Below are 17143 nucleotides of genomic sequence, written 5' to 3' on the forward strand. Positions count from 1 at the left end.
AACGTTCATAGCCATAGCATGAGTACCAACACCCGCGACGGCGGGCTTCGTTGATAAAAATCCTTAATAGATCGGAGTTCTCTATGGACCTGTCCCTCGACAGCGGCTGGCGCATGCCTGCCGAATGGGCCCGCCACGCTGCCACCTGGATGATCTGGCCGCATAACCAAGCGCTGTGGGAAAGCGGCTGGCACGTACGCCTGGCCGATGTGCAGCAAGATTACGCCCGTGTGGCCGCCGCCATCGCCCGCTTCGAACCTGTGAAAATGGTGGTCGATCCTTCTGCCATGCACAGCGCCCGCGCCCTTTGCGGCGCCAACATCGAACTGATCGAGCTGGCGGTCGACGACAGCTGGTGCCGTGACAGCGGCCCAAGCTTCATCTGCCATCCACAGCACGGCCTGGCCGGCCTGAGCTGGCGCTTCAACGCCTGGGGCAACAAGTCGCAGCACGGGCTGGACCGCAGCCTGGGCCGACGCGTGCTCGATCACCTGGGGCTCGATGGCTTCAGCACCGCGCTGTGCAACGAAGGCGGCGCGATCCACGTGGACGGCGAAGGTACCCTGATCACTACCGAGTCGGTGCTGCTCAACCCCAACCGCAACCCAGGCATCAGCAAGGCCGAGTTCGAAGCCTGCTTTGCCCGCTATCTGGGCATCAGCAAGACCATCTGGCTGCCCGGCGACCCGCAGTACGTCACCGGTGACATGACTGACGGCCACGTGGACGGCGTGTGCGCCTTCGCTCGGCCCGGCGTACTGCTGGTCGATGCCACCCACGACCAAGGCTCGGTCTATGCCGAAGTAGCCCGGGAAAACCGCCGCGCCCTGGCGCTCGCCACCGACGCGCATGGGCGCACGTTCGAACTGCTGGATCTTTACGAGGCCAGTGCCGCGGTCGATCAAGACGCAGAGGTGTTCTGTGCGTCCTACACCAACTTCTACATCGCCAACGGCGCGATCATCATGCCGGCCTACGGCATCGCCGCTGACCAGGACGCCGCCGCACAACTGGCCCATGCCTTCCCCGGCCGCGAGATCGTGCCGGTGCGCATCGACCACATCGCCCACGGCGGCGGCGGCATCCACTGCATCACCCAACAGCAACCCGAGGTGCGCCCATGAGCCCGCTGCGCATCGCCACCACCCAGATGCCCTGCACCTGGGACCTGCCGGCCAACCTAGACCGCGCCGAACAGCTGGTGCGCCAGGCGGCCGCCCAAGGCGCCCAGGTGATTCTGCTGCAGGAGCTGTTCGCCACGCCGTACTTCTGCATCGAACAGGACCACCGGCATCTGCCATTGGCCGAGCCCTACCCGAGCAGCCCGATCCTGCAGCGCTTCGCCGCGCTGGCCGGTGAGCTGGGCGTGGTGTTGCCGTTGAGCTGGTACGAACGGGCCGGCAACGCCTTCTTCAACTCGCTGACCGTGGCCGACGCCGACGGGCGCCTGCTCGGGGTGTACCGCAAGACCCATATCCCCAACGCCATCGGCTATCAGGAGAAGGAGTACTTCAGCCCCGGTGACACCGGCTTCAAGGTCTGGGACACCGCGTTCGGCCGCCTGGGCATCGGCATCTGCTGGGACCAGTGGTTCCCCGAAACCGCGCGTTGCCTGGCACTGATGGGCGCCGAGGTGCTGCTGTTCCCCACCGCCATCGGCTCTGAGCCCGGCGCCGCCGAACTGGATTCGCGCGACCATTGGCAAATCGCCATGCGCGGCCATGCCGCCGCCAATCTGTTGCCAGTCGTGGCGGCCAACCGTGTGGGCCGGGAGGTGGCACAAAGCGATGAAACCCTGGCCATGCGTTTCTATGGCTCGTCGTTCATCTGCGACCACAAAGGTGCATTGCTTGCCGAAGCCGACCGCAACAGCAGCGGCATCTGGCTGCACGACCTGGACCTTGGGCGCATGCGCGAAGACCGGCTGACCTGGGGCATCTACCGCGACCGCCGCCCGGACATGTACGCGCCGCTGCTGACCCTGGACGGCACTCACCCCACTACCGCGAGGGCCTGAAGATGAAGCTGCCAACTCTGGCTGCACTTGCCCTGGCGCTCTGCGCCAGCCAGGCCCAGGCCGAACAACCGACCCTGCGCCTGTACAACTGGGCCGACTATTTCGCCGAGGACACCCTCAAGCAATTCACTGCCGAAACGGGCATCCAGGTGATCTACGACGTCATGGACGGCAGCGAAGTACTCGAAGCCAAGCTCATGTCCGGGCGCAGCTGCTATGACCTGGTGTTCCCGGGCGACACCGTGGCCGAGCGGCTGATGCGCGCCGGCAGCCTGCAGCCACTGGACCACAGCCGCCTGGAGGCCCTGGATGACATCGAGCCAGGCCTGCGCAAGCTGCACGCCCGCTACCCCAAGGCCAGCCAGGCAACCGTGCCCTACACCTGGGGCACCATCGGCCTGACGGTCAATGCCGACAAGGTCCGCCAGCGCATGCCGGACGCGCCGCTGGACAACCTCGACCTGCTGCTTAAACCCGCGCTTGCCGCCAAGTTCGCCGACTGCGGCATCTCGATCATCGACTCGCCAGACGAAGTACTGGCCGTGGTCCTCAACTACCTCGGCCGTGAGCCTCGCAGTGCCAAACGCGAAGACCTGGCCGCCGCCAGCGACGTGCTCAAGGCCATCCGCCCCTATGTGCGCAAGTTCCAGTCGCAACCGGTGACCGAACTGGTCAACGAGAACCTGTGCCTGTCACTGGGCTACAGCGGCGACGTGATCCAGGCGCAGCGCACGGCCGATGCCGCAGGCAAGGCGATCGACTTCCAATACCGCGTACCGCGTCAGGGCACCACGGTATGGATGGACACCATGGCCATCCCCGCCGACGCCAAACACCCCGAATACGCCTATCGTTTCATCAACTTCGTCATGCGCCCGGCGAACATGGCCGCCATCAGCACCTTCACCGGCTACCCCACGGCCAGTGCCAAGGCACGCCAGGCAGTCGATCCACGCATGCGCGACAACCCAAACATCTACCTCGACGAAGCCACCTATGCCCGGCTGATCCCGGGCCGGGACATCCCCCAGGCCGACATGCGCGCGCGCATGCGGGTGTGGACACGCTTCAAGACAGCACAGGACTGAACCATGCCACGTGGTGCCATGCCAAACCGAAGAACCTTTCTGCAATTGTCGCTGGCCGCCGGGCTCGGTGCCGGCCTCGGCCTGCCCCTGAGCCTGGCCCGCGCCGATGACCCGGAGCGCTGGTTCATGCCTGATGAAGGCGAACCGCAACAACGCGCTTTCATCGCCTTCGGTGCCCAGCCGGCGATCTGGGAAGACTTCACCGCCGATGTGCAGGCCGCCTTGGGCCGCATCGCCCAGGCCATCGCGCGCTACCAGCCGGTGACCGTGTTCTGCCGCGCCAGTGAACAGGCGCTGGCCAAGCAACACTGCGCCAGCCCCAACACCCACTTCGTGACCTGCGAGCTGGACGACATCTGGATGCGCGACATCGGCGCCAACTTCGTCGTTGACGATGACGGCGCCCTGGGTGCGGTCGATTTCAACTTCAATGGCTGGGGCAACAAGCAGCGCCACCGCAGCGACGCCCTTTTGGCCAAACGCGTCGCCACACTGGCCAACGCTCACTACCAGCGCAGTGAACTGGTGGGTGAAGGTGGCGCCATCGAGGTCGATGGTCATGGCACTGGCATCATGACCGAGAGCAGTTGGATAAACGCCAACCGCAACCCCGGCTGGAGCAAAGCCGAGGTTGAGGCCGAACTCAAGGCGCGCCTGGGGTTGAGCAAGATCATCTGGTTGCCGGGCATCGCGGGTGAGGACATCACCGATGGGCATGTGGATTTTTATGCGCGTTTCGTGCGACCAGGCGTGGTGATCGCCAACCTGGACAACGACCCTGAGTCTTACGACCATGCCGTGACCCGCAAGCACCTGGAGATTCTCAAGCACGCCACGGATGCCGAGGGCCGTCGCCTGCAGATCCATCTGGTGTCGCCGCCCCTGCGCGGCAGGCGCAATAGGTTCAGCAAGGGCAACCCGGATTTTGCCGCAGGCTATATCAACTACTTCGTGATCAACGGCGCTGCCCAACCGGTCAGGCCCAGGCCAGCGATCCCGGTCAGCATCAGCAGCATCACCAGGGCGCCAATCGGCGAATGCCCCAGGCGATGGTAAGGCTGGCCGCGCAACAGCGTCCGGGTGTGGGCGGCCAAGCGTGCCGGGGTGGGCCAAAAATCGGCCCAGCGCGCACTTTGCGGCCCAACGAAGCCCCAGACCAGGCGCAACAACACGCACGCCAGCCCGTAGTAGCCCAGCCACTGGTGCCAGTCGTCGCCCTCTTCATTGAAAAAATAATCCGCGAAGAACACCGTGGCCAAAGACAAGTGGCACAGCCGCAGGAGCGGGTCCCACAGCTGCACCGTGGCATTGACCTTCAATCGTGGTACTCGGTCTTGACTGCCTTGCCGCTGACCGGGTCATGGTAGATCTCGATCTTGCGGCCATCCTTGTCGAACCCATAGATTTCGTAGCAGTTGCCTTTGGTGACCTTGAACTTGTTGATCTTGTAGCCCTGTTCCTTAAGCTGGGCCTGGAACTTGTCCTGGTCTTGCCAGGTGCTTTTGTCTGCGGTGGTGCATTGGGTGGCGGCGAATGCTGTGCTGCTGCCGATCAGAAGGGTAAGCACGATCAAGATGCGCATGGCCATGAGCTCCATTGCATTGAGTGAAACAGCACGACATCCAGCTTAGACCCAAGGGCAGCAGCTTGCCTGCGGCGAGGCGCGCCATTGCCATTCATTTGTTTTCCGAATCAATCCAAAAGAAAAACAAACTTAACAAATGAACCAAACCCACCGATGCTGACGGCATCCTGCCCTCGCGGCGCTCACCCTTGCACGGAGAACAACAACATGAACGACGTGGTCATCGTCGCCGCAACCCGTACCGCCATCGGCAGCTTCCAGGGCGCCCTGGCAACAGTACCTGCCGTCGACCTCGGCGCTGCCGTGATCAAGCGCCTGCTGGAACAGACCCAACTGGACCCGGCCCTGGTCGACGAGGTCATCCTCGGCCAGGTGCTCACCGCCGGCGCCGGCCAGAACCCGGCCCGCCAGGCCGCGATCAAGGCTGGCCTGCCTTACAGCGTACCCGCGCTGACGCTCAACAAAGTCTGCGGTTCGGGCCTCAAGGCCTTGCACCTGGCGGCCCAGGCCATCCGTTGCGGCGACGCCGAGGTGGTGATCGCCGGCGGCCAGGAGAACATGAGCCTGGCCCCCTACGTCATGCCTTCGGCGCGCACGGGCCAGCGCATGGGCCACGGCCAACTGATCGACAGCATGATTACCGACGGCCTGTGGGATGCCTTCAACGACTACCACATGGGCATTACCGCCGAGAACCTGGTGGAGCAGTACGGTCTCAGCCGTGAGCAGCAGGACGCCTTCGCCGCCGAGTCCCAGCGCAAGGCCGTGGTCGCGATCGAGGCCGGCCGATTCAAGGACGAGATCACCCCGATCGTGATGCCGCAGAAAAAGGGCGAGCCCAAGGTTTTCGAGCGCGACGAACAGCCCCGCCCGGACACCACTGCCGAGTCCCTGGGCAAACTGCGTGCAGCGTTCAAGAAGGACGGCAGCGTCACCGCTGGCAATGCGTCCAGCCTCAATGACGGCGCCGCCGCCGTGCTGCTGATGAGCGCCGCCAAGGCCAAGGCCCTGGGTTTGCCGGTGCTGGCGAAGATCGCGGCCTATGCCAGTGCTGGCGTAGACCCGGCGATCATGGGCATCGGCCCGGTTTCGGCCACCCAGCGCTGCCTGGACAAAGCTGGCTGGCAGCTGGCGGACCTGGACCTGATCGAAGCCAACGAAGCCTTTGCCGCACAGGCACTGGCGGTGGGCAAGGCCCTGGAATGGGATGCGGCGCGGGTTAACGTGAATGGCGGGGCGATTGCCCTGGGCCACCCGATTGGCGCATCGGGGTGCCGGGTGCTGGTGACCTTGTTGCACGAGATGATCAAGCGGGATGCCAAGAAAGGGCTGGCCACGTTGTGCATTGGCGGTGGGCAGGGTGTGGCGTTGGCGATCGAGCGTTGATCAGTAAATGATGAAGGCAGGGCCGGCCTCTTCGCGGGCAAGCCCGCTCCCACAGAATCCGCGCTGCCTCGACTTCGGCGCAGGTCCTGTGGGAGCGGGCTTGCCCCGCGAAGAGGCCGGGCCTGGTTACTCAGAACCGCTCATCAGCAATCGCCGGCAAGGTCAGCTCGCGCACATAACTTGCCGCCGACAGCTCCAGCATGGTGCGCACCATCAGCACCACATCGTGCAGCGGAATCAGCCCTCCCTCACCCCGCGCCGCAGCCTCGGCCACCGGCACATCCAGGCCATCCTCAGTGTTCAGGTAGCCCAGATTAAGGCACGTCACCCCTAGGCGCTGCTCGCGATACCCCTCACGCAAGGCCTCGGCAATCCCGCGCAGGGCAAACTTGGACGCAGCAAAGGTCACTTCAGGGCGCCCGCTCTGCGGCAAGCCTGAAGTAGAACCGGTAAGAATGATCCGCGGCTTCTCGCTTTCCAGCAGCATCGGCAGCAAGCGCTTGATCAACAGGATGGTTGCCGTGATGTTGCAATCGACCATGCGTTGCAGCGCTGCATCGTGGTCGGCCAGAAAGCGGTAGTGCTCTGCAAACGCCTCGGCTTCCCACAGCCCGAGGTTGTAGATGAGGGTATCGACGCCACCCCCGGCCAGCGCCTGGGCAACGGCCTCGACGGCGGCAGCCGGTTGGCCGAGGTCGGCCGCGATCCACTGCACCTCGACACCCTTGCCGACCGACACCCCTTCGGGGCGCGAGCGGGATACGCCGATCAGCGTATCGCCCGGCTTGCCCAGCCCTTCCATGAAGGCCTTGCCCAGCCCCTTGCTGGCGCCGACTACCAAAACTCTCATCGCATCACTCCCTGTCGATCACGTTTAGAGCCGGCATTATAAGCACCTGGTCTAACCGTGGCGCACAATGTGCGGGCAGCGGCGACCCTGGTCAGCCGCTCGGCAGGGATGCGTTAGGCCGCTGCAAGGTCTGCAGCCTCTGGCGCATTGACGGCGTTGGCCAGCCCGGCCACTTGCTGGCACGTCTGTACGGCGAAGGCCAACCCACCGTTCCGCTCGCCGTCGAGTTGGCCTTCACGGGCCAGGTCATCCGAGCCGTGCAGCAGCGAGCAGGACGGCGCGACCCACAGGCGCTCGCCCAGGCGGTCGGCGGCGTGCTGCAGGACGGCAACGGCCTTTTCCAAGTCGCAGGCCTTGGCGTTACTTCCGTTGACCAGGCCCAACGAGACGATCTTGTAGGCCGGCAAGCGGTCGAGGACGGTCGGGTACTGGTCTGGTGCGCGCACCAGATCGAAGTGCAGACCATCGACCGGCAGGTTTGCTGCCAGGCCCAGGTTTTCATCCAGGCCACCAAAGTAGGTGGCGATCAGCTTCTTCAACGGCGCACGTTGCAGGATGTTGTAAACGCGCTCAAAGGCGTTTTTCCAGTCCTGTGGCAGGTCCAGCACCAGGATCGGCTCGTCGATCTGCACCCATTCAACGCCTTGTGCAGCCAGGCGATTGAAGATTTCGTCGTACAGCGGCAGCAGCCGATCGAGCAGTTCCAGCTTGTCGAAGGCGGCGCCTTTGGCCTTGCCCAGCCACAGGTAGGTCAGCGGGCCGATCACCACAGGTTTGACCGCATGGCCCAGGGCCTTGGCTTCTTCAACCTCTTCGAACAGTTGCTCCCAGCTCAGGGCGAACTGCTGGTCGGCGCTGAATTCGGGTACCAGGTAGTGATGGTGGGTGTCGAACCACTGGGTCATTTCCTGGGCATGGGCACCGCCGTCGCTGTGGCCTGTCGCCACGGTGCCACGCGCCATGGCGAAGAGGGTTTGCAGGGTTGGCTTGGCGCCGTCGTGGCTGCGAAAGTGCTCGGGGACAACGCCGAAGGTCAGCGAATGGGTGAGCACCTGGTCGTACCAGGCGAAGTCGCCCACGGGGAGCAGGTCGATGCCGGCGTCCTTTTGCACTTGCCAGTGGGTTGCGCGCAGCTGGCGGCCTACAGCACGCAGCCCGGTTTCGTCGAGTTCACCCTTGCAGAACGCTTCCTGGGCTTTTTTCAGTTCGCGATCGCGGCCAATGTGTGGAAAGCCCAGGTTGTGTGCCAGCGCCATGTCTTGTCCCTCAGAATACATAAGTGAATGAGGGGATTTTCGGGGCAACGCACGCTTGAGACAAACTCATTTAATTTGAGATGAAATCAAAGTTTACTCATGTTTAGATGCCCTTTGTAGGAGCATGAGGATGTCTTGTTCAGAGCAGCGCCCTACGCATCTGGACATGACCCTATCGCCCCTTTACCGCACAATGCCACCCTGCCCCAATTCGGTGCCCGATCCATGAACCTGCTGAAAACGGCGCTGCACGAAAAGACCTTCGTCTGCGTCATGGAGTTCGTCCCCAAGCCTTCGGCGCAACGCTTCGCCGCCATGGAAGCGATCATGGCCCGCGCGCACCTGTGCGGCTGGCCGATGACCGTGGCCATCGGTGATCGCGTCGGCAGCCCGCTGGACCTGTCGCCCTTGGACGCCCTCGCCAGCTTCAGCTCGCCCGTGCCTGCCCTGCCGCACTTTTCTGGCAAGGACCGCGAACGCCACCACTTGCTCGCTCAACTGCAACGCATGGACGCCGCTGGGTTGCACCAACTACTGCTGCTCACCGGCGACCGCCTGCCCGGCCACCAACCCGGGCAGCGGCCGGTGCGCTACCTGGAGTCGGTGGCCGCCCTGCAGATCGCCCGCCAGGCCTGCCCGCACTGGCTGCTGGGCGCGGCGCTCAATCCGTTTAAATACTGCGAGGAAGAAGGCGGGGCGCAGTACTTCAAGGCCGAGAAAAAACTCGCAGCAGGTGCCGATTTTCTGACCTTGCAACTGGGCTTCGATGCCAGCAAGCATCAGGAAGCCCAGGCGTGGATGAACCGTCAGCCCACCCCTAAACCCTTGCTGGCCTGCCTGATGAGCCTTACCCATGGGCGCGCCGCCATGCTCGATCATGTGGCCGGTGTGACCGTCACACCGTCCATGCGCGACATGCTCGAAGCGGAGGCCGCCGTGTCCAAGGCTCACGCCCAGGCGCGCAGCGTCGACCGCTTGGCCCTGCAGGTGATCGGTGTGAAGTTGATGGGTTACGCCGGGGTGCACCTGTCGGGCATTCACGAGCTCAAGCAACTGCTTGCCCTGGAGCAACGCATCGAACACTGGCAAGCGCTGATCCACACGCTGGACCAGTGGGCGCCGGCCTGGGCAGCCAGCTGGCAGGTGCCAGGCTTGCCAGCGGTGGTCTTCCATCCGCCGGCTGCGAGCTGGCGTCAGGGCGAGTCGAAGGTCAACGCGTCGCACAAAGAGAAGGCACGCTACCACCTGCTGCACGCCTTCCATGCCCTGCTGTTCAGCCGCAACAACGGGTTGAGCAAGGCATTCGGCTGGGCCGTCCGCCAACCGCTGTGGGCAACGTCCACCGGTGCGCGCGTGCTGCACAGGGTGGAACGTGCGGTGAAACGCCCGTTGGTGGGCTGCGACACCTGCGGCCGCTGCCGCCTCGAAGACACCCTCTACATCTGCCCAGAAACCTGCCCCAAGGGCCTGGCCAACGGCCCCTGCGGCGGCACCTCGCTGAACCGCTGCGAATTTGGCGACCGCGAGTGCATCCACAGCGTCAAATACCGCACCGCCAAGGCCGTGCGGCAGACTGCCGTGCTGACAGAGCGCCTGATCCCGTGCATCGAAGTACAAACCCGCCACCGCAGTTCATGGCCGGCCTGGTTCGCGGCCCAGGCACCCCAGCGGCTCAAGGCGTGCTCAAAGCCTCGAACCCAGCCCGAATCGTAGCCTCGGGCAGTTCATCGGCGATGAACACCATCACGCTTTCGCGTGCCTCGCCTTCTGCCCACTCGGCATCCCAGTCAAATCCGTAGAGCTTGAGCACGCCCTGAAACACCAGGCGACGGTCTTCCCCGGCGATGTTCAGCACGCCCTTGTAACGCAGCAGTTGCTTGCCGTGGGTTTCCAGCAGTTCATTCATGAAGTCGCTGAGGCGGTCGATGTCCAGCGGGGTGTCGGTGCGCAGCACCAGGGTGGAGATGCGGTCCGGGGTGGCCGGTTTGAGCACCGGGCGCAGGGCCGGCTTGAGGCTGGCGCCCAGGTCGGTATTGAGGTTGAAACCGCGCACATCGAGCAGCTCGGCCAGGTCGATGCGCCCATGCTCGACCACACGCACGGCGGCACGGCCATTGATGCGCGACAGGCGCTCTCGCAGGGCATCCACCGCAGCAGGTTCGACCAGGTCGGTCTTGCTCAGCAACAGGCGGTCGGCAAAACCAACCTGGGCCTGGGCGATGGCCTGGGTCAGGTGCAGCTCGGCGTGCGCCGCATCGACCAGGGTGATGATGCCGTCGAGGATGTAGCGATCACGCAGGTCCTCGTCGATGAAGAAGGTCTGTGCCACAGGCGCAGGGTCGGCAAGGCCGGTGCACTCGATCACCAGGCGGTCGAAGGCGATCTCGCCAGCGTCCAGGCGTTCCAGCAAGAGGTACAGGGCACGGGTGAGGTCGCCATGGATGCTGCAGCACACGCAGCCGTTGGCCAGGGTCATGACCTGCACCGGCTCGTCGCCCAGCAGCTGGCTGTCGATAGCGGCCTCGCTGAACTCGTTCTCGATCACGGCGATCTTCAGGCCGTGCTCGGCCTTGAGCATGTGCTTGAGCAAGGTGGTCTTGCCGGCACCCAGAAAGCCGGTCAGTACGGTAACGGGAATAGGCGTTTGCACGCGTAAAGCTCCTGAAGCTGAAAATGAATGTGGGAGCCCGGTTGCCCGGGCTCCCACAGGTTCACAGGTGGTGCAGGCTCAACAGCACTTGGGCCCGGACTTGCCACCGTAACGCGCTTCCTGGCGTTCGCGGAAGAACGCCTCGTAGCTCATCACCGGTTTGTCCGGGTGCTTGTTCTGCATGTGTTCGACATAGTTGTCGTAGTCGGGCATGCCGACCATCAGGCGGGCTGCCTGCCCCAGGTACTTACCCAGTCGACCCAGGTCGTTGAACATAGCTGCAGTCCTCTCGTTTACGCGTCAGGCAGCGCCTGGAACGGGGTTTCCTTGTCGGTGCGCTCCTTGCGGCCGAGGGCGGCGTAGCCGACCTTGATGGCGAAGAACAGGATGCTGAACACCACCAGCAGGAACAAAATCGTCAGGCCCGCGTTGGTGTAGGCGTTGAAGATCACGTGCTGCATCTGGCCGATGTCCTTGGCCGGGGCCAGTACCTGGCCGGCGTCCAGGGCGGTGCTGTACTTCTTGGCCAGGGCCAGGAAGCCCACGGCCGGGTTCGGGTCGAACAGCTTGATCAGGCCCGCAGCGGTGGTGCAGATCAGCAGCCAGACAGCCGGCAGCAGGGTCACCCAGATGTAGCGCTGACGCTTCATCTTGATCAGGACCACGGTGCCAAGCATCAAGGCGATACCGGCCAGCATCTGGTTGGAAATACCGAACAGCGGCCACAAGGTGTTGATGCCACCCAGCGGGTCGATAACGCCCTGGTACAGCAGGTAGCCCCAGAGCGCCACGCAACCGGCGGTGGCGAGCAGGTTGGCGCCCCACGATTCGGTGCGTTTGAGCGCTGGCACGAAGCTGCCCAGCAGGTCCTGCAGCATGAAGCGACCGGCACGGGTACCGGCGTCCACGGCCGTCAGGATGAACAGGGCTTCGAACAGGATCGCGAAGTGGTACCAGAAGGCCATGGTGTTTTCACCCGGCAACACCTGGTGAAGGATCTGCGCGATACCTACCGCCAAGGTGGGCGCACCACCGGCGCGGGCCAGGATGGTGTGCTCACCGATGTCGCGGGCGACGGCTTCGAGCTGCTCAGGCGTGATCAGGAAGCCCCAGCTGCTGACCGTCTGCGCCACCGATGCCACGTCGGCGCCGACCACGGCGGCCGGGCTGTTCATGGCGAAGTACACGCCCGGTTCGATCACCGAGGCAGCGACCATGGCCATGATGGCGACGAACGACTCCATCAGCATGCCGCCGTAGCCGATGTAACGGGCGTTGGTTTCGTTGTCCAGCAGCTTGGGCGTGGTGCCCGAGGAGATCAGCGCATGGAAGCCCGATACCGCACCGCACGCGATGGTGATGAACAGGAACGGGAACAGGGTGCCCTTCCAGACCGGGCCGGTACCGTCGGTGAACTGGGTCAGGGCCGGCATTTTCAGCTCAGGCGCGATGATCAGGATGCCGATGGCCAGGCCCACGATGGTGCCGATTTTGAGGAAGGTCGACAGGTAGTCACGCGGTGCCAGTACCAGCCATACCGGCAGTACGGCAGCGACGAAGCCATAACCCACCAGCATCCAGGTGATCTGCACGCCGGTGAAGGTGAACGCAGGGCCCCAGACCGGGTCGGCTGCGATCACGCCGCCCAGCCAGATCGAGGCCAGCAGCAGCACCACGCCGACCACCGAGATTTCGCCGATGCGGCCCGGGCGGATGTAGCGCATGTAGATGCCCATGAACATCGCGATCGGGATGGTCGCCATCACCGTGAACATGCCCCACGGGCTCTCGGCCAGGGCCTTGACCACGATCAGCGCCAGCACCGCGAGGATGATGATCATGATCAGGAAGCAGCCAAACAAGGCGATGGTGCCAGGGATGCGGCCCATTTCCTCACGCACCATGTCGCCCAGCGAGCGACCGTTGCGGCGGGTGGACATGAACAGGACCATGAAGTCCTGCACCGCGCCAGCCAGCACCACGCCGGCGATCAGCCAGAGCGTGCCGGGCAGGTAGCCCATCTGCGCAGCGAGTACCGGGCCGACCAGCGGGCCGGCGCCGGCAATGGCGGCGAAGTGGTGGCCGAACAGGATGTGTTTGTTGGTCGGAACGTAGTCCAGGCCATCGTTGTTGAGCACCGCCGGCGTGGCCCGGCGAGGGTCGAGTTGCATCACCTTGGTGGCGATGAACAGGCTGTAGTAGCGGTAGGCGACCAGGTAGAGGGCCACTGCCGCGACCACGATCCACAAGGCGTTGACCGCCTCACCGCGACGCAGGGCAACCACACCCAGCGCGCAGGCGCCGATGACTGCCAGCGCCAGCCACGGAATGTGGCGTAGCAGGCTATTATTGTTGTTCATGGTTTGCTTCCAGCTGGTGGATTGGAAAAGACCGCCCATCGAGTCTAGGGCCAGTCATCGCGCATTGCCACACTTGCTTAGATCTAGAGCCTCTGCGGCCAGATTGCAGTACCTGATGTACCTACCATACTCACTATAGTCAGGTTGTTACCCGGAGAGTCCTCCCATGAGCGATCACGATGAACGCCGCCGTTTTCAACGCATCGCCTTCGACGCGCCTACCGAACTGCGCCAAGGCTTGCAGAGCTGGCCCGCCACATTGCTGGACCTGTCACTTAAAGGCTTGCTGGTCGAACGCCCGGCGAACTGGGAAGTGGACCTGACCCAGGACTTCGAAGCCATCATCCACCTGGACGCTGATACCCGGGTCGAGATGCAAGTGGAACTGCGCCACGAAGAACCCTCGCGCCTGGGCTTCATCTGCCTCCATATCGACCTCGATTCGATGACCCATTTGCACCGTCTTGTGGAGCTGAACCTGGCCGACAGCACCGAAATGATGCGTGAGCTGCGTGAACTCATCGAATAATGGAATCTCTTAGCTAGCTAACATCCTCCCCACCTCGTGTTTCCTGTCTACCCAGACAGCTTTAAGCCTGGGTAGCAGTGCTTTGTACACACCCCTCTAGTACAGCCTCTGATGACTTGGTACGCGTTCTGCATTGGGCTCTAGCACACCTTGCGAGCCTGCTTGTTCACGCTCCAATCAAAATATTGTATACAATTGTTGTGGCAATCATTTGTAGGAAGTGTCTACAGTAGCGGCACAACAATAAACGCAGAGAGCCTGCTCCATGACTACGTCCCCTAGCACGTCTCCCGCCAAGCGCCCCGAGGATGAAAACCTCGGCCTTGGGGCCAACCTGGCCTATGGTCTGCAGCATGTGTTGACCATGTATGGAGGGATTGTCGCGGTACCCCTGATCTTGGGGCAGGCCGCGGGCCTGAACGGTGCAGAGATCGGCATGCTGATCGCCGCGTCGTTGTTTGCCGGTGGCTTGGCCACCTTGCTGCAGACACTTGGCCTGCCGTTCTTCGGTTGCCAGTTGCCGCTGGTGCAGGGCGTGTCGTTCGCCGGTGTGGCAACCATGGGCGCAATCCTCAGCAGCGAGGGCGGCGGTGGCCTGCCGGGTGTGCTGGGCGCGGTCATGGCGGCTTCGTTCATCGGTTTCTTGATCACCCCGGTGTTCTCGCGCATCACCAAGTTCTTCCCTCCGCTGGTAACCGGCATCGTCATCACCACCATCGGCCTGACCCTGATGCCCGTGGCCGCACGCTGGGTGATGGGCGGCAACAGCGCTTCACCTGAGTTCGGCAGCGTGGCCAACATCGGCCTGGCGGCACTGACCTTCGCCATCGTCCTGCTGCTGAGCAAGCTGGGCAGCGCGACCATCTCGCGCCTGTCGATTCTCCTGGCCATGGTGTTTGGCACCCTGATCGCCTGGGCGCTGGGCATGACCGATTTCAGCAAGGTCACCCAAGGCCCGATGTTCGCCTTCCCCACGCCGTTCCATTTCGGCATGCCGGAATTTCACATCGCCGCGATCCTGTCGATGTGCATCGTGATCATGGTGACCCTGGTGGAAACCTCGGCCGACATCCTCGCGGTGGGCGACATCATTGAAACCAAGGTCGATTCCAAGCGCCTGGGCAATGGCCTGCGCGCCGACATGGCGTCGAGCATCCTGGCACCGATCTTCGGCTCGTTCACCCAGAGCGCCTTCGCCCAGAACGTCGGCCTGGTGGCAGTGACCGGGGTCAAGAGCCGCTATGTGGTGGCCACCGGTGGCGTGATCCTGGTGGTGCTCGGCTTGCTGCCCGTCATGGGCCGGGTGATTGCCGCGGTCCCTACCCCGGTCTTGGGCGGCGCGGGCATCGTGCTGTTCGGCACCGTGGCAGCCAGCGGTATCCGTACGCTGTCCAAAGTCAGCTACAAGAACAACGTCAACCTGATCATCGTCGCCGCCTCGCTGGGCTTTGGCATGATCCCGATTGCCGCACCGACCTTCTACCACCACTTCCCGAACTGGTTCGAGACCATCTTCCACTCGGGCATCAGCTCGGCGGCGATCATGGCCATCCTGCTGAACCTGATCTTCAACCACTTCACCGCTGGCAACTCGGACCAGCAGTCTGTGTTCGCGGCGGCCTACGAGCGCACCATCCAGTATTCGGACATCTCCGCACTGCGCGATGGCGACTACTTCAAAGATGGCAAGCTGTTCGATGCCGAGGGCAATGAAGTGCCGATGATGGAGCTGGACGAGCATGGCAACGAGGCGCCCAGGCGAACGCCAGTCGCCGAGCATTAACCGCTGACTGAGCGGTTACCGGGGGGAGCCGATGCGCATCATCGGCTCCCCTTTTTGTTTGCCTGTGCCGGCCTCTTCGCGGGACAAGCCCGCTCCCACACGGAATCACAGGTTTGCTGAACCTTGTGGGAGCGGCGGTCCGACTTGCCCCGCGAAGAGGCCGGTGCAGGACTACTCGAACAGGGCATCCAAAGCCTGCTCCAGCCGGGTCACGGCAATCACCTGCAACCCTGCAGGCGGCTCTTTCGGCGCATTCCCTTTGGGCACGATGGCCCGCTTGAAGCCATGCTTGGCCGCCTCTTTCAGCCGCTCCTGGCCACTGGGCACCGGGCGCACCTCACCGGACAGGCCAATCTCGCCGAACACCAGCAGGCCGTGGGCCAGCGGCCGGTTGCGCAAGCTGGACATCACCGCTGCCAACAAAGCCAGGTCCGACGCGGTTTCGAGTACCTTCACGCCGCCCACCACGTTCAAGAACACATCCTGGTCGTGGGTAGGAATGCCGCCATGGCGGTGCAGCACCGCCAGCAACATGGCCAGCCGGTTCTGATCCAGGCCCAGGGTCACCCGGCGCGGGTTGGCCAGGTGGCTGTCATCGACCAGCGCCTGCACCTCGACCAGCATCGGCCGGGTGCCCTCCCAGGTGGCCATCACCACACTGCCCGGTACTTCTTCCTGGGTACGGTTGAGGAAGATCGCCGAAGGGTTCGAGACCTCTTTAAGGCCACGGTCGGTCATGCCGAAGACGCCCAGTTCGTTGACCGCGCCAAAGCGGTTCTTGACCGCCCGCAGAAGGCGCAGGCGGCCATCGGACTCGCCCTCGAAATAGAGCACGGTATCGACCATGTGCTCCAGCACCCGCGGCCCAGCCAGCGAGCCCTCCTTGGTGACGTGGCCGACCAGGAAGATCGCCGTGCCGCTCTGCTTGGCATAACGCACCAGCAGCGCCGTACTCTCACGTACCTGGGCCACGCCACCGGGGGCTGATTGCAGCTGTTCGGTGAAAATGGTCTGGATCGAGTCGATCACCATGACCCGGGGTTTTTCCACACGGGCCGTGGCGATGATGGTCTCGATACAGGTCTCGGTCATCACCTTGAGCTGGTCCTGGGGCAGGCCCAACCGGCGGGAGCGCATGGCCACCTGCTGTTGCGACTCTTCGCCCGTGACATACAGTGCGGGCATGTGCACGGCAATATTGCACAAGGTCTGCAGAAGAATGGTCGATTTGCCGATGCCAGGGTCACCCCCGATCAGCACCACCGAGCCATCGACCAGCCCGCCACCCAGTACGCGATCCAGTTCGGTGCTGCTGGTGGTGAAGCGCGGGATCTCTTCCACACTGACTTCAGCCAAGGTCTTGATCTGCGCCTGTTGCCCGGTCCAGCCGGCACGGCCACTGCTGGGCGCCGCTGCCCCGCCGCTCTCGATCATGGTTTCGACCAGGGTGTTCCAGGCCCCGCATTCACCGCATTGGCCGGCCCATTTCGGGAAGGTCGCGCCGCACTCGGTGCAGCCATACAAGCGCTTGGCCTTGGCCATGGGCGGATTCTCCTGGAAAAAAACCGCCATGATAGCCGAGCGAGACGTGTCTCGAACGCCTCGGCGTGCGACAAAACTATTCGTTCTAACCGAAGTC

At 63.6% G+C, this 17143-nt stretch carries 14 protein-coding genes and 2 pseudogenes; 8 read left to right on the forward strand and 8 right to left on the reverse strand.

The genetic code is table 11. The features are described from left to right. Positions 1–83: 83 nt before the first annotated feature. Genes ACSSU5_RS06610 through ACSSU5_RS06625 form a run of 4 tightly spaced genes read left to right on the forward strand, consistent with a single transcriptional unit; the run spans position 84 to position 4161 of the window. Positions 84–1124 (forward strand): agmatine deiminase family protein, encoded by a 1041-nt coding sequence (locus ACSSU5_RS06610; RefSeq protein WP_264311604.1) that lies wholly within the window; start codon positions 84–86, stop codon positions 1122–1124. Beyond that, the gene (aguB, locus tag ACSSU5_RS06615) at positions 1121–2017 is read left to right on the forward strand and encodes an N-carbamoylputrescine amidase (RefSeq protein WP_264311603.1); all 897 of its coding nucleotides are present in this window, start codon (positions 1121–1123) and stop codon (positions 2015–2017) included. The genes ACSSU5_RS06610 and aguB overlap by 4 nt, the downstream gene beginning before the upstream one ends. A 2-nt stretch (positions 2018–2019) precedes the next feature. Beyond that, on the forward strand, positions 2020–3105 hold the full coding sequence (locus tag ACSSU5_RS06620) for an extracellular solute-binding protein (protein ID WP_492560840.1): 1086 nt from the start codon (positions 2020–2022) through the stop codon (positions 3103–3105). 18 nt (positions 3106–3123) lie between these two features. Continuing rightward, entirely contained in the window at positions 3124–4161 is a 1038-nt protein-coding gene (locus ACSSU5_RS06625) for an agmatine deiminase family protein (RefSeq protein ID WP_492560841.1), read from the forward strand. On the opposite strand, the pseudogene ACSSU5_RS06630 reads toward ACSSU5_RS06625, so the two are convergent. Both ACSSU5_RS06630 and ACSSU5_RS06635 read right to left on the reverse strand, forming a co-directional pair. Beyond that, positions 4068–4424: pseudogene (locus ACSSU5_RS06630) on the reverse strand (cytochrome b/b6 domain-containing protein); the annotation flags it as partial. The gene ACSSU5_RS06625 and the pseudogene ACSSU5_RS06630 sit on opposite strands and share 94 nt — an antisense overlap. After that, positions 4421–4687, reverse strand: coding sequence for a PepSY domain-containing protein (locus ACSSU5_RS06635; RefSeq protein WP_264311600.1), 267 nt, complete (start codon positions 4685–4687; stop codon positions 4421–4423). The gene ACSSU5_RS06635 and the pseudogene ACSSU5_RS06630, both read right to left, overlap by 4 nt. A 210-nt stretch (positions 4688–4897) precedes the next feature. Between ACSSU5_RS06635 and ACSSU5_RS06640 the strand changes: the two genes are divergently transcribed. Further along, positions 4898–6076 carry an acetyl-CoA C-acetyltransferase gene (locus ACSSU5_RS06640; protein WP_492560842.1) on the forward strand — a complete coding sequence of 393 codons (1179 nt, stop codon included), beginning with the start codon at positions 4898–4900 and terminating at the stop codon, positions 6074–6076. A 130-nt stretch (positions 6077–6206) separates the two neighbouring features. Here the strand turns inward: ACSSU5_RS06640 and ACSSU5_RS06645 are convergent, their stop codons facing one another. Both ACSSU5_RS06645 and ACSSU5_RS06650 read right to left on the reverse strand, forming a co-directional pair. Continuing rightward, entirely contained in the window at positions 6207–6926 is a 720-nt protein-coding gene (locus ACSSU5_RS06645) for an SDR family NAD(P)-dependent oxidoreductase (RefSeq protein WP_264311598.1), read from the reverse strand. A 116-nt stretch (positions 6927–7042) separates the two neighbouring features. After that, positions 7043–8182: pseudogene (locus ACSSU5_RS06650) on the reverse strand (5-methyltetrahydropteroyltriglutamate--homocysteine S-methyltransferase); the annotation flags it as partial. A 225-nt stretch (positions 8183–8407) separates the two neighbouring features. Between ACSSU5_RS06650 and ACSSU5_RS06655 the strand changes: the two are divergent. Further along, the gene (locus ACSSU5_RS06655; protein WP_492560843.1) at positions 8408–9895 is read left to right on the forward strand and encodes a methylenetetrahydrofolate reductase C-terminal domain-containing protein; all 1488 of its coding nucleotides are present in this window, start codon (positions 8408–8410) and stop codon (positions 9893–9895) included. On the opposite strand, the gene yjiA is transcribed toward ACSSU5_RS06655, so the two are convergent. From yjiA to ACSSU5_RS06670, 3 genes are all read right to left on the reverse strand, one after another. Beyond that, positions 9855–10832, reverse strand: coding sequence for a GTPase (gene yjiA / locus ACSSU5_RS06660; protein WP_264311596.1), 978 nt, complete (start codon positions 10830–10832; stop codon positions 9855–9857). The genes ACSSU5_RS06655 and yjiA overlap by 41 nt on opposite strands. A gap of 78 nt (positions 10833–10910) precedes the next feature. After that, complete coding sequence (locus tag ACSSU5_RS06665; protein WP_027595234.1) at positions 10911–11108, reverse strand: YbdD/YjiX family protein; 198 nt, start codon at positions 11106–11108, stop codon at positions 10911–10913. A gap of 17 nt (positions 11109–11125) precedes the next feature. Next, positions 11126–13192, reverse strand: coding sequence for a carbon starvation CstA family protein (locus ACSSU5_RS06670; RefSeq protein ID WP_264311595.1), 2067 nt, complete (start codon positions 13190–13192; stop codon positions 11126–11128). Positions 13193–13358: 166 nt separating this feature from the next. Between ACSSU5_RS06670 and ACSSU5_RS06675 the strand changes: the two genes are divergently transcribed. Both ACSSU5_RS06675 and ACSSU5_RS06680 read left to right on the forward strand, forming a co-directional pair. Next, entirely contained in the window at positions 13359–13721 is a 363-nt protein-coding gene (locus tag ACSSU5_RS06675) for a PilZ domain-containing protein (protein ID WP_264311594.1), read from the forward strand. A 265-nt stretch (positions 13722–13986) separates the two neighbouring features. Next, complete coding sequence (locus ACSSU5_RS06680) at positions 13987–15504, forward strand: nucleobase:cation symporter-2 family protein (RefSeq protein ID WP_264311593.1); 1518 nt, start codon at positions 13987–13989, stop codon at positions 15502–15504. Between the two features lie 171 nt (positions 15505–15675). Here ACSSU5_RS06680 and radA read toward each other — a convergent pair whose 3' ends face one another. Further along, positions 15676–17046 carry a DNA repair protein RadA gene (radA, locus tag ACSSU5_RS06685; RefSeq protein ID WP_264311592.1) on the reverse strand — a complete coding sequence of 457 codons (1371 nt, stop codon included), beginning with the start codon at positions 17044–17046 and terminating at the stop codon, positions 15676–15678. Between the last annotated feature and the right edge of the window lie 97 nt (positions 17047–17143).

The sequence above is a fragment of the Pseudomonas sp. E1MeOHC2 genome, from assembly GCF_058745025.1.

Excerpts from the sequence above, each read along its gene's own strand:
- ACSSU5_RS06610 (WP_264311604.1), top strand. The coding sequence starts at position 84 with ATGGACCTGTCCCTCGACAGCGGCTGGCGCATGCCTGCCGAATGGGCC.
- aguB (WP_264311603.1), top strand. The coding sequence starts at position 1,121 with ATGAGCCCGCTGCGCATCGCCACCACCCAGATGCCCTGCACCTGGGAC.
- ACSSU5_RS06620 (WP_492560840.1), top strand. The coding sequence starts at position 2,020 with ATGAAGCTGCCAACTCTGGCTGCACTTGCCCTGGCGCTCTGCGCCAGC.
- ACSSU5_RS06625 (WP_492560841.1), top strand. The coding sequence starts at position 3,124 with ATGCCAAACCGAAGAACCTTTCTGCAATTGTCGCTGGCCGCCGGGCTC.
- ACSSU5_RS06635 (WP_264311600.1), bottom strand. The coding sequence starts at position 4,687 with ATGCGCATCTTGATCGTGCTTACCCTTCTGATCGGCAGCAGCACAGCA.
- ACSSU5_RS06640 (WP_492560842.1), top strand. The coding sequence starts at position 4,898 with ATGAACGACGTGGTCATCGTCGCCGCAACCCGTACCGCCATCGGCAGC.
- ACSSU5_RS06645 (WP_264311598.1), bottom strand. The coding sequence starts at position 6,926 with ATGAGAGTTTTGGTAGTCGGCGCCAGCAAGGGGCTGGGCAAGGCCTTC.
- ACSSU5_RS06655 (WP_492560843.1), top strand. The coding sequence starts at position 8,408 with ATGAACCTGCTGAAAACGGCGCTGCACGAAAAGACCTTCGTCTGCGTC.
- ACSSU5_RS06665 (WP_027595234.1), bottom strand. The coding sequence starts at position 11,108 with ATGTTCAACGACCTGGGTCGACTGGGTAAGTACCTGGGGCAGGCAGCC.
- ACSSU5_RS06670 (WP_264311595.1), bottom strand. The coding sequence starts at position 13,192 with ATGAACAACAATAATAGCCTGCTACGCCACATTCCGTGGCTGGCGCTG.
- ACSSU5_RS06675 (WP_264311594.1), top strand. The coding sequence starts at position 13,359 with ATGAGCGATCACGATGAACGCCGCCGTTTTCAACGCATCGCCTTCGAC.
- ACSSU5_RS06680 (WP_264311593.1), top strand. The coding sequence starts at position 13,987 with ATGACTACGTCCCCTAGCACGTCTCCCGCCAAGCGCCCCGAGGATGAA.
- radA (WP_264311592.1), bottom strand. The coding sequence starts at position 17,046 with ATGGCCAAGGCCAAGCGCTTGTATGGCTGCACCGAGTGCGGCGCGACC.